Source organism: Mesorhizobium delmotii (genome assembly GCF_900149755.1).
Taxonomy (GTDB): domain Bacteria; phylum Pseudomonadota; class Alphaproteobacteria; order Rhizobiales; family Rhizobiaceae; genus Mesorhizobium; species Mesorhizobium delmotii.
Window position 1 is genome coordinate 291,180 of sequence record NZ_FUIG01000046.1, and the last position, 11,107, is coordinate 302,286.

At 61.8% G+C, this 11,107-nt stretch carries 12 protein-coding genes; 8 read left to right on the forward strand and 4 right to left on the reverse strand.

The features are described 5' to 3' along the window. Positions 1–101: 101 nt before the first annotated feature. Positions 102–737, reverse strand: coding sequence for a GTP cyclohydrolase I FolE (gene folE, locus BQ8482_RS29005; RefSeq protein ID WP_023801043.1), 636 nt, complete (start codon positions 735–737; stop codon positions 102–104). A gap of 240 nt (positions 738–977) precedes the next feature. Here folE and BQ8482_RS29010 point away from each other — a divergent pair, with 240 nt between their 5' ends. The 5 genes from BQ8482_RS29010 (at position 978) to BQ8482_RS29030 (ending at position 5,935) form a co-directional block, all read left to right on the forward strand. Next, positions 978–1,424 (forward strand): iron-sulfur cluster assembly scaffold protein, encoded by a 447-nt coding sequence (locus BQ8482_RS29010; RefSeq protein WP_123150695.1) that lies wholly within the window; start codon positions 978–980, stop codon positions 1,422–1,424. Between the two features lie 7 nt (positions 1,425–1,431). Continuing rightward, a complete protein-coding gene (gene yidD, locus BQ8482_RS29015) occupies positions 1,432–1,800 on the forward strand; it encodes a membrane protein insertion efficiency factor YidD (RefSeq protein WP_123150696.1) in 369 nt (122 codons plus the stop codon). Between the two features lie 134 nt (positions 1,801–1,934). Beyond that, positions 1,935–2,768 carry a class D beta-lactamase gene (gene blaOXA, locus BQ8482_RS29020; RefSeq protein WP_123150697.1) on the forward strand — a complete coding sequence of 278 codons (834 nt, stop codon included), beginning with the start codon at positions 1,935–1,937 and terminating at the stop codon, positions 2,766–2,768. A gap of 167 nt (positions 2,769–2,935) precedes the next feature. Further along, positions 2,936–4,912: a threonine--tRNA ligase gene (gene thrS / locus BQ8482_RS29025; protein ID WP_123150698.1), complete on the forward strand. Its 1,977-nt coding sequence runs from the start codon at positions 2,936–2,938 to the stop codon at positions 4,910–4,912. An 84-nt stretch (positions 4,913–4,996) separates the two neighbouring features. Continuing rightward, a complete protein-coding gene (locus tag BQ8482_RS29030; protein WP_123150699.1) occupies positions 4,997–5,935 on the forward strand; it encodes a lysophospholipid acyltransferase family protein in 939 nt (312 codons plus the stop codon). A gap of 52 nt (positions 5,936–5,987) precedes the next feature. On the opposite strand, the gene BQ8482_RS29035 is transcribed toward BQ8482_RS29030, so the two are convergent. Then, on the reverse strand, positions 5,988–6,953 hold the full coding sequence (locus BQ8482_RS29035; RefSeq protein WP_123150700.1) for a hypothetical protein: 966 nt from the start codon (positions 6,951–6,953) through the stop codon (positions 5,988–5,990). Positions 6,954–7,108: 155 nt separating this feature from the next. On the opposite strand from BQ8482_RS29035, the gene BQ8482_RS29040 reads away from it, so the two are divergent. Both BQ8482_RS29040 and BQ8482_RS29045 read left to right on the forward strand, forming a co-directional pair. Then, complete coding sequence (locus tag BQ8482_RS29040; RefSeq protein ID WP_065009459.1) at positions 7,109–7,693, forward strand: nitroreductase family protein; 585 nt, start codon at positions 7,109–7,111, stop codon at positions 7,691–7,693. Then, entirely contained in the window at positions 7,694–8,302 is a 609-nt protein-coding gene (locus BQ8482_RS29045) for a flavin reductase family protein (protein WP_123150701.1), read from the forward strand. 12 nt (positions 8,303–8,314) lie between these two features. Here the strand turns inward: BQ8482_RS29045 and BQ8482_RS29050 are convergent, their stop codons facing one another. Further along, positions 8,315–9,196 (reverse strand): HpcH/HpaI aldolase/citrate lyase family protein, encoded by an 882-nt coding sequence (locus BQ8482_RS29050; RefSeq protein WP_123150702.1) that lies wholly within the window; start codon positions 9,194–9,196, stop codon positions 8,315–8,317. Between the two features lie 3 nt (positions 9,197–9,199). Further along, positions 9,200–9,676 carry a MaoC family dehydratase gene (locus BQ8482_RS29055; RefSeq protein WP_473487241.1) on the reverse strand — a complete coding sequence of 159 codons (477 nt, stop codon included), beginning with the start codon at positions 9,674–9,676 and terminating at the stop codon, positions 9,200–9,202. 226 nt (positions 9,677–9,902) lie between these two features. Between BQ8482_RS29055 and BQ8482_RS29060 the strand changes: the two genes are divergently transcribed. Next, positions 9,903–11,024 carry a DUF2336 domain-containing protein gene (locus BQ8482_RS29060; protein WP_123150703.1) on the forward strand — a complete coding sequence of 374 codons (1,122 nt, stop codon included), beginning with the start codon at positions 9,903–9,905 and terminating at the stop codon, positions 11,022–11,024. The last annotated feature ends 83 nt before the right edge of the window (positions 11,025–11,107 follow it).

The following is an 11,107-nucleotide window of genomic DNA, read 5'->3' on the forward strand; positions in this document are numbered from 1 at the left end:
GGATCGGAATGGGCGAGGCCCTGTCTTGTTGTTTGGCCATGATCTTATCCGAGAACCGGTTCCCGCTTCTCGGGGGCATGGCTAGCGACCGGCGATGGTCTTCAGCCCCTGCCGCCGCGCACCATGGTGACGAAACGGACCTGTTCCTCGGGCGTGTCCTTGAAGACGCCGGTGAAGGTCGAGGTCAGCGTCGTCGAGCCTTCCTTGCGAATGCCGCGCATGGCCATGCACATATGCTCGGCTTCGAGCATGACGGCGACGCCGCGCGGATTGAGTACATCCTGGATGACGCCGGCGATCTGTGCGGTCATGGCTTCCTGGGTCTGCAGGCGCTGGGCGAAGATATCGACGACGCGCGCGATCTTGGACAGGCCGACAACCTTGCCGTCCGGCAGATAGCCGACATGCGCCTTGCCGATGATTGGCACCATGTGGTGCTCGCAGTGCGAATGGAATGTTATATCCTTGACGAGGACAAGGTCGTCATAGCCGGCGACTTCCTCGAAGGTGCGGCCGAGTTCCTCGGCCGGGCACTTGTCGTAGCCGCCGAACATTTCGCGATAGGCCTTCACCACACGCTTTGGCGTATCGACCAGGCCCTCCCGGTCCGGATTGTCGCCGGTCCAGCGCAACAACGTGCGTACCGCGGCCTCGGCTTCGGCCTCGGTCGGCCGATCGGTGACCGGCTTTTCCATATAGGCGGAAGGGGGCATGAATTTCTTGATGACGGCATCCATAAAGGCGTCTCCCGTAGTTCCCCTCTCAGGAGGAACGAGTTGAACGGACCACGACCTTTCGGGTGTTAGAAACGTGCCCTGTTTCCAGCCCGTAAGCGGCGTGAAGTGATTTGAGTAAGGACGAGGTTATTGGTTGCCTTGTCCATACCCGAGTACCAGCATTATATATGATCGTGCCGAGCGAAAGGAAGACCGTCAGCGGCAATCGCTGTTCGCTTGGCGGCGACGGATTGGAAAAATATGATCGACGACGTCTACAATGCGAAAATTCTGGGATTTGCCGGGAATATCGCGCGGATCGGCCGGCTCGACCATCCCGATGCAACCGCGCGCGCGCATTCCAAGCTGTGTGGCTCGACCGTGACCGTCGATCTGAAGATGGATGACGGCGTCGTCACCGATTTCGCCCATGACGTCAAAGCCTGCGCGCTTGGCCAGGCGTCTTCCTCGATCATGGCGCAGCATGTCGTCGGCGCCAGCGCGGATGAATTGCGCAGCGTTCGCGAGACGATGCTGAAGATGCTGAAGGAAAACGGCGCGCCACCCGAAGGCCGCTTCGCCGACCTCAGATATCTCGAACCGGTGCGCGACTATAAGGCGCGCCATGCCTCGACCATGCTGACCTTCGATGCGGTGGTCGACGCGATCAGTCAGATCGAGAAGAAGCGCGCCGAACAAGCGGCGTAGCCGTCAAATGGCGACGGATCACACGCACCATCATCAGCGGCCGCGATACACGCGCAACTGGCCCGGCCCATGGCGCAAGACGCCCGGCCGAATCCTCGGCACGTCGCTCGTGCGTTTTTATCAGCTGACGCTGTCAGGCTTTGTCGGCAATTCCTGCCGGCACCTGCCGACCTGCTCCGAATACGCGCACGAAGCGATCGCCCGACATGGACTGTGGGCCGGCGGCTGGATGGGGCTTTTCCGCGTGCTGCGCTGCGGGCCGGGCGGAACGCATGGCATCGACCGCGTGCCGGAGGTGCTGGCCGATCGCTGTGTCTGGTTCACGCCATGGCGGTACTGGCGAATCGGGAAAAAGCGCGGCGAGCCGGAAAGCTGATGCCGGTAGGAGCTCTGCAATCGGGCAGGTCTTTACGATTTGCTAGGGTTAACCGCATCTTGCGCATTTAGGACAAAATCGAGACAAGACACCTCGCTAAGCCGCTCCTGACCTGCCTCAGGAGCGATTGCCAAATGCGTCAGATAGACCACCGTCCATTCGTTTTCGCCTTGGTTCTCTACCTTCTGGCGTGGCTGTTGGGTTTTCCGATGCGCGCTCAATCGGCGCCGCTGAAGGAGGTCGAATGCACGCTGATCCTGGATGCTACAAGCGGTGAAACACTGTATCGGGACGGGGTCTGCGATCAGCGCTTCAGTCCCGCCTCGACCTTCAAGGTCCCCTTGGCCCTGATCGGCTATGACGCGGGAATCCTGAGCGACGAGCACACACCGGCGTGGGTGCCCGAGTTCAAGGCGGTAAAGCGGGACCAGAAGACCGTCGACCCAACGATCTGGGAAAAGGACTCAGTGCTGTGGTTTTCGCGGGAAATCACCCGCCGCCTCGGCAACGAGCGGTTCGCCGGCTATGTCTCGAAATTCGACTACGGCAACACCGATGTTTCCGGCAATGCTGGCAAGAATGATGGCCTCACCCGGTCCTGGGTGAATTCTTCCCTCAAGATCTCGCCGGTTGAACAGGTCGATTTCCTGCGCCGCTTGCTCGCCCGCAAGCTGCCGGTTTCGGACAAGGCCTATTCGATGACCGAGGCGATCTTGCCGACCTTCCAAGCAGGTGGCTGGACGGTGCAGGGCAAGACCGGGACCACACGGCTTGGCGACAGCGCCGACAAGCGCTCGCTTGGCTGGCGCTCGCTTGGCTGGTTTGTCGGCTGGGCGAACAAGGATACTCGCAACATCGTCTTTGCCCGCCTGGTAATCGATACGAAACGTTCCGACACGCCCAAGGGTCCTCAGACGCGGGCGATATTCCTGAAAGAGCTGCCGAATCTCATCAACAAGAGCAAGTGATCGGCCATTCGCCTTTACGGCACGGGAATCTGCCCATAAAAGACTGCCGCCGGACGCACATCCGGCGTTTACCTTGTGCATGTCGTAGCCCCAAAACCGCTGCACACTCTTGGGCGACGTGCATTTCACCACCCGCGCTCGTTTGCGGGACTGGATAGGAGAATTTTATGCTGAATTCCGTTTCCCTGACATTTCCCGATGGCTCCGTCCGCGACTACGATGCGGCGATGACCGGCGCCGGCCTGACAGAATCGATCTCGAAGTCGCTGGCCAAGAAGGCGGTCGCCTACTCGATCGATGGCGTGGTGCGCGATCTCTCCGATCCGCTCGGCAAGTCCGGCAAGATCGAGATCATCACCCGCGAAGACCCGCGCGCGCTGGAGCTCATCCGCCACGACGCAGCACACGTGCTGGCCGAAGCCGTGCAGGAATTGTGGCCGGGTACGCAGGTGACCATCGGCCCGGTGATCGAGAACGGGTTCTACTATGATTTTGCCCGCAACGAGCCGTTCACGCCCGACGATTTCCCGGTGATCGAGAAGAAGATGCGCGAGATCATCGCGCGCAACAAGCCGTTCACCAAAGAGGTGTGGTCGCGCGAGAAGGCGAAAAAAATCTTTGCCGAGAAGGGCGAGCGCTACAAGCTGGAACTGATCGACGCCATTCCCGAAGATCAGGACCTCAAGATCTACGCGCAGGGCGATTGGTTCGACCTCTGCCGCGGCCCGCACATGGTCTCGACCGGACAGATCGGCAGCGCCTTCAAGCTGATGAAGGTGGCCGGCGCCTATTGGCGCGGCGATTCGAACAACCCGATGCTGACCCGCATCTACGGCACGGCCTGGGCAGACCAGGCGCAGCTCGATGCCTATCAGACCATGCTGGAGGAAGCCGAAAAGCGCGACCACAGGAAGCTCGGCCGCGAGATGGACCTGTTCCATTTCCAGGAGGAGGGGCCGGGCGTCGTCTTTTGGCATGCCAAGGGCTGGAGACTGTTCCAGAACCTGGTCAACTACATGCGCCGCCGCCTCGACGAGCAGGGTTATCAGGAAGTCAACGCGCCGCAAGTGCTCGACAAGAGCCTGTGGGAGACGTCAGGCCACTGGGGCTGGTACCGGGACAATATGTTCAAGGTGACGGTTGCCGGCGACGACACCGACGACGACCGGGTGTTTGCGCTGAAACCGATGAACTGCCCCGGCCACGTCCAGATATTCAAGCACGGGCTGAAGTCCTACCGCGATCTGCCGGTAAAACTTGCGGAATTCGGCAATGTGCATCGCTATGAGCCGTCCGGCGCGCTGCATGGCTTGATGCGCGTGCGCGGCTTTACCCAGGACGATGCCCACATCTTCTGCACCGAGGAACAGCTCGCCGACGAGTGCATCAAGATCAACGACCTGATCCTGTCGACCTATGCCGACTTCGGCTTCGACGAAATCACCGTCAAGCTGGCGACCCGCCCCGAAAAACGGGTCGGCACCGACGCGATGTGGGATCATGCCGAGGACGTGCTGCAGGACGTGCTCGACAAGATCGCGGCGCGGTCGGGCAACCGGATCAAGACGGGCGTCAATCCGGGCGAGGGCACGTTCTACGGACCGAAGTTCGAATATGTGCTGAAGGACGCCATCGGCCGCGACTGGCAATGCGGGACCACGCAGGTTGATTTCAACCTGCCGGAACGGTTCGGCGCCTTCTACATCGGCTCGGATTCGGAAAAAAAGCAGCCGGTGATGGTGCATCGCGCCATCTGCGGCTCGATGGAGCGCTTCCTCGGCATCCTGATCGAGAATTATTCCGGCCATTTCCCGCTGTGGTTCGCACCGCTGCAAGTGGTGGTTGCAACGATCACCTCCGATGCCGACGATTATGCGCAAAAGGTCGTCGCGCAACTGAAGGCAGCCGGACTGTTGGCGGAAGCCGATCTTCGCAACGAGAAGATCAACTACAAGGTCCGCGAGCACTCGCTGGCCAAGGTTCCGGTCATCCTCGTCTGCGGCAAGCGTGAGGCGGAGGAAGAGACGGTCAACATCCGCCGGCTCGGCTCGCGCGACCAGGAATCGCTCGGCCTTGGCCAGGCGGTGGCAATGCTTGCCGAAGAAGCGGTGACGCCCGACCGCAAGCGCAGACGAGCGGCCTGAGTTCAGCCGGATTGTCGACGAAATGGCGGTGGAGCGATCCACCCATTTCACATGCTTGTCACGCCAGCCTTGTAACGAGCCCTCATGCTCAAGCTGAAGATGCGCGAAAGACCGTTTCCCGAGCTTTCCTATGCCAGCCCGCATCAGCCGGCATTGACGCGCTGGTTCATCCACTCCATCGAAGGCCTGTCCGGTCGCGACCGCTTCGCGGCCCTCTATGACTTTTGGCGGCGCCATGTGGTGCCGACCGGCGAGCGCGTGTTCAGCCGCATGCTGGAGCTGATCAATGTCGAGGTGCGGACCACCGGCCAATGGCCGCCGGAAAAATCGCCTGACACGCCGCTGGTGATCGTCGCCAACCATCCGTTTGGCATCGGCGACGGCATTGCGGTGCTCTCGCTGGCCGAGCAGCTTCAGCGCCCGTTCCGTGTCATGATCCACAAGGATCTGCTCAAGATCCGCGAGATGGAGCCCTATTCGCTGCCGATCGACTTTTCCGAGACCAAGGACGCGCTGAAGAACAACATGGCGGTGCGCCATGAGGCGGTGCGGCTGCTGAAAGAGGGCGTCATCATCGTCATCTTCCCCGCGGGCGGCGTCGCCACCGCGCCAAAAGGTTTTGGCCGGGCGCGTGATCTGCCGTGGAAGATGTTTCCGGCCCGTCTCGTCCAGGATGCCAAGGCATCGGTTGTCCCAATGCACCTTACCGGCCAGAACGGCCGGCTGTTCCACCTGGTCAGCGGACCGATGAACATGGCCGAGCGTGACGGGCGCGTGGCGAAGTTAGTCGGTAGGGCTTCGCTGACGCTGCGCATTTCCCTGCTCATCCACGAATTCGCGCGGCTGTCGGGCAAATCGATCGATGTGCGTATCGGCGACGTGCTGGGATGGGACGAACTGGAGCCGCTGCGCGACCGCAAGGCTTTGCTCGACCGCCTCCATCGTGGCGTTTTCGATCTGGCGCCGGCCGAGGCGCGCGGCCGCGGCCAATTCCTGCCGCGACGCATACGCAAGGCAGCCTGATCGACAAATCATGGGCTGCTGGACCCGAATCTACACGGCAGTATCCGGACGGTTAGTCCGCACCTTCCTCGGGATCCATCGCTGATGCCTCCGTGGCCAAAACCTCGACTTCTTTGTTCTGCCCGGCCACGACGGTAAAATCCTTCTGGTAGATCCGGTCGCGGTTCTTGGCGATGATCGTGTAGTCGCCCTCGGCAAGCACCATCGAAGCAAAGGCGCCGACGGTTTCCTTGATGGGATCGCCGGATTCGTTGAGCAACGACCAGGAGGTGTCGGCGATCGCCTCTCCACCCGACTCGCGTACGAGCTTCATAGTCATCTCCGCCGCACGATGCTCGACGGCCGCTTCGGTCAGCTTGCCGGCCTCGACGCGGATGTCGGAGCGGATGACCGCATTCACCGAGCCATAGGTCGAGACGACGTGGTAGACGCCTGCGTTCAGCCGCACGACGCTGTTCGGCTCGACATCGGGTATGATCAGGGCGCGATCGTGATTGGCCGCGGCTTGGCCTTCATAGATCGAAAAGCGCAGTTTCTTCGGCGGTATTCGCACCCCGCCCGATAGCACGGCGTCGAGCTTGAGTCCGCCGGCATCGAGCACGAGGCTTTCGCGCTTGGCATCCTTGCCGACGGTGATGCGCTTGGTGGCGCCGGCCCGGCCGTAGGAGGCATGGACCAGATAGCTGCCGGGCTCGAGCTGGAACACCGCGCTGCCGCCATGGGCGGAAGCGACCATCGGCAGCTTGCCGTCGCCGGTGGGGTCAGGCTTGAAGACGCGCCAGACGATGCCGCGTGTGATGTCGGCGCCTTTGTCGGTCAATTGCGCCGACAGCGTGATCGCCCCGCTGCTCCCCGATGCCAGCGGTGCATCGCTTTTCGGAGGCGCATAGCTCGAAATTCCGGGAAGTTTCAGATCTCCGAGGCCGTCCGCATCCTGAGCGACGGCAAGCGACACCGGCACCATCAACAGCGCGGCAGCGAGCCAGATCAGGAAAAGTCGCAATGTCCCCTCAAACATGCCTTGCGTTGAAGCCCAAGGCGGTGGCAATTTCAAGGCTTAAGAGTCCGATCAGCTTCTGCTAGAGGCTCTTTGTCGGCGCGCCGCGCCAATGCCCGAGCCGCCCGATGCCCCGATGGTGCGCTTCAGCTTAAATTCCAAGGAGACTTGCGCTCATGGCGTCGCCGATCATCGATTTTCTGCTGACCCGAAATTCCGCGCCGATCCCGGAGTTGAAGGAACCAGCACCTAGCGACGCTGACATCGCGACGATGATTGCCGCCGCCTCGCGGGTGCCGGACCACGGCCGGCTCGAGCCCTGGCGCTTCATCCTCTATCGCGGCGAGGCACGCGTCGAGATCGGCAAGAAGCTGGCAGCCCTAGCCGCACAGCGCGAAGGGCCGCTGCCAGAAGGCCGCCACAACCAGGAACTGGCGCGCTTTTCGCGCGCGCCGCTGGTGATCGGCGTGGTGTCGAGCCCGAAGGAAAACCCAAAAATCCCACAATGGGAGATGTTCCTGTCCGGCGGAATGGCGGCGATGAACCTGATGATATCAGCCAATGCGCTGGGCTATGGCACCAACATGATCAGCAACTGGTATTCCGATGTGCCGGAGGGCAGGGCGATCCTGGGGCTGGCGCCGCATGAGCGGGTCGTCGGATTCGTCCATATCGGTTCCTATCAGGGGCCGGCGCCCGAGCGGCCGCGGCCTGATCCGGCAAAGCTCTATGCCGACTATGCGGGGCCGTGGGTGGGCTGAATGTTCTACGAGCCGTCTAAAGGTCACGGGCTGCCGCATGACCCGTCCAAGGCGATCGTGGCGCCAAGGCCGATCGGCTGGATCTCGACGGTGAACAAGGCCGGCGAGGTCAACCTCGCCCCCTATTCCTTCTTCAATGCGTTTTCGACGCGGCCCTTCATCGTCTGGTTTTCGTCCGAAGGCGAGAAGGACAGCGCCACCTTCGCCGAAGAAACAGGCGAGTTCGTCGCCAATCTCGTCAGCCGCGATCTTGCTGAAAAAATGGTCCGCACGGCGGTCGATGCGCCGCGCGGCGTCACCGAATTCGACTATGCCGATCTCACCATGGCGCCGTCGCGGCTGGTTGCGGCACCCCGCGTGGCGGCGGCGCCCGCGGCGCTTGAATGCCGGGTGACGGAGATCTTGCGGCCAAAGGCGCTGGACGGGACGCTGACCGGTGCTGTCGTCGTTGCCGGCGAAGTCGTCGGCGTGCATATCGACGATGCATTTCTGAAAGACGGCATGTTCGATATCGTCAAGGTGGGCAATGTCGGCCGTCTCGGCTATATGGACTATGCCAGCGTCAGCGAGATATTTTCAATGAGCCGGCCTCGCTGGAGAAAAGATTAGGCTGGCAAAATATTAGGCCGGAATCCCTGCCGCTCTGGCTCGCGTCAGAAGCCGCTCTGCCAGCTTGAGATGCGGCCGGTCGTACATCTTGCCATCGATGCCGACGACGCCGGGATTTCCAGCCGCCTCGAATGCCTCAACGATCACCAGGGAGTGTTTCACCGCCTCAGCCGACGGCGTGAAGGCGGCGTTGATGACCGGCACTTGCGCCGGATGGATCGCCATCTTGCCGGTGAAGCCGTCGCGCTCTGCCTCGGCGCATTCCGCCTCGAAGCCGGCCATGTCGCGAAAGTGCGGAAAAACCGTGTCGATCGCCGCGACTTCCGCAGCAGCCGCGGCGAGGATGGTCATGGTGCGGGCGAAGCGGAACACATCGGTGTAGCGGCCATTCTCGTCGCGGGCCGTGCGCGCACCGATTGCTGCCGATAGATCTTCCGCACCCCAGGTCACGCCGACAAGCCGCGCACTTGCGTTGGCGTAGGTCGCAGCCGCCAGCACGCCGGCAGCTGTTTCGGTGATGATCGGCAGGATTTTTATCGCACCATCCGGCAGCCCGCTTTCGGCCTCGTGCACCCTGAGCTTGGCCGAGAGATGCTGGACATCCTGTCCGCTGTTCGACTTCGGCAGCATGATGCCGTGGGGTTTCACTGGCACGAGTGCCGCCAGATCGTCATCGGTCAGGCCGGTCGAGAGATCGTTGATGCGGACATAGATTGCGGATCTGGTTTGATGCCTGTGTTCGGTGATGGAGCGTGCGGCGATGTCGCGAGCCAAAGCCTTGTTTTGTGGCGCGACCGAATCCTCGAGATCGACGATGACCACGTCGGCGCCCGCGCCAAACGCCTTTTCCAGCTTCTTTTCGGAATCGCCGGGAACGAACAGCAGCGAGCGCATCGGTCAGGCCGCCTTCTTCATCATCATCGCCTGCCTCGTGCATTTGGCAACGAGCACGTCGTTCTGATTGTAGGCGCGGTGCTCGAATTCAACGATGCCGCGGTCCGGCTTCGACCTGGAGTCGCGCACCGACACCACCGTCGTCTCGACGCGGATCGTGTCGCCGTGGAAGACCGGATGCGGAAACACCGTCTCCTTCATGCCGAGATTGGCGATGGTGGTGCCGACGGTGATGTCGTTCACCGAAATGCCGATCATCAGGCCCAGCGTGAACAGCGAATTGACCAGCGGCTTGCCCCATTCACTTTTGGCGGCGAAGTCGAAATCGATGTGCAGCGGCTGCGGGTTCAGCGTCATTACCGAAAACAGCATGTTGTCGCTTTCGGTGACGGTTTTCCGCAGCGTGTGCCGGAAGACATGGCCGACGACGAACTCTTCCAGATAAAGCCCGGCCATGATCGATGTCCTCCGCTGCCGCATCGGCCCGAAAATCGGAATCGATTTTTCGGAAAACACGATGCGAAGATTCAAAGTGTTAGAGCGTACTTTCCGAAAGGGACCATGTCGCTCTAAGGAAAGGTTGATAGGCGCTGCATACCGCGCTCGCAAGCCAGTTAACAAACATGGTGAACCGTTCGTAAACCATTTCTGCTTACGGTCTTCACTGGGGCGGGAACGGACTCGGGTTAGGGGCGCAGCGGACGGCATGGTTGTTTCGCATTTCCTGAAATGGATCTACACGGCGAGGGTTTCGGAGCGCGCCGCTGCGGCAGGCGCTCTAGCTCGCGCCTACATCAATGCCGATCTGCCTTTCGAGGATCGCTGCGCGGCGGAGGCCGCGCTGACGCTGCTGCTCGACGATGCCTCGTCGAAAGTGCGGCTGGCGATTGCAGAAGCGCTGTCGATGAGCCATCACGCGCCGCTGCAGATCATCAGCGCGCTGGCGTCAGATCAACCGGAAGTTGCAAGCCTGGTGCTGGCACGTTCGCCGATGCTCACCGATGCCGATCTGATCGACCGCGTTGCCGGTGGCCAAAAGGCGACGCAGAAACTGATCGCCGATCGTGCGCGTGTCTCCATGGCGGTCGCAGCGGCGATCGCCGAAATCGGCGAGCCGGAAGCCTGCGCCACGCTTCTCGCCAACAGCGGCGCCGACATCGCTTCGCTCAGCTTCCGCCGTATCGCCGAACGCCATGGCCATCTGCCTTCGGTGCGCGAAGCGCTGATTTCCGATGCGCGCCTGCCTGCCGACTGCCGGCATATGCTGCTGATAAAACTTGGTGAAACGCTTAAAGGCTCGCCGCTGGTGGTGGCGCTGATGGGCCGTGCCAGAACCGAGCGCGTCATGCGCGACGCCTGCGTCAAAGCTTCCATGACGCTGATCGAAGGCACGCGCCAGGAAGAACATGCGGCGCTCATCGAGCATCTGCGCCTGCGCGGCGACCTGACCGCAAGCTTCATCATTCGCACCATCGCGCATGGCAAGGTCGACTTCTTCGGCTCGGCGCTGGTCGCGCTCAGCCAGCAATCCGAACAACGGGTGAGAGCGCTGCTGGCCGGCGGGCACGACGTGGCGCTGCAGGCGCTGTTCCGCAGCGCCGGCCTTGCCGCGGCCACGCACGCGATCATCCTGCGTGCGCTAAAGATCTGGCGCGAGGTCGCCAATGGCAAGCGCCTCGCCGGCGTCCAGGAAGTCAGTTGGCTAATGCTGAAGGAGTTGGGCGGGCAGTCCGCCGAAGGCGATCTCGCCGGATTGGTCAAATCGATCCATCTCGATGCGCTGCGCGAAAACGCGCGCGGCCATGCGCTGGCGATCGCTGCGGCTTAGACCTTCGCGAAAAATCCGGGAAATCCTCGATCGCGGCGATAATCCACAGAGAGGCTGCGATCTGCGACATGTCGGCCGCCTCG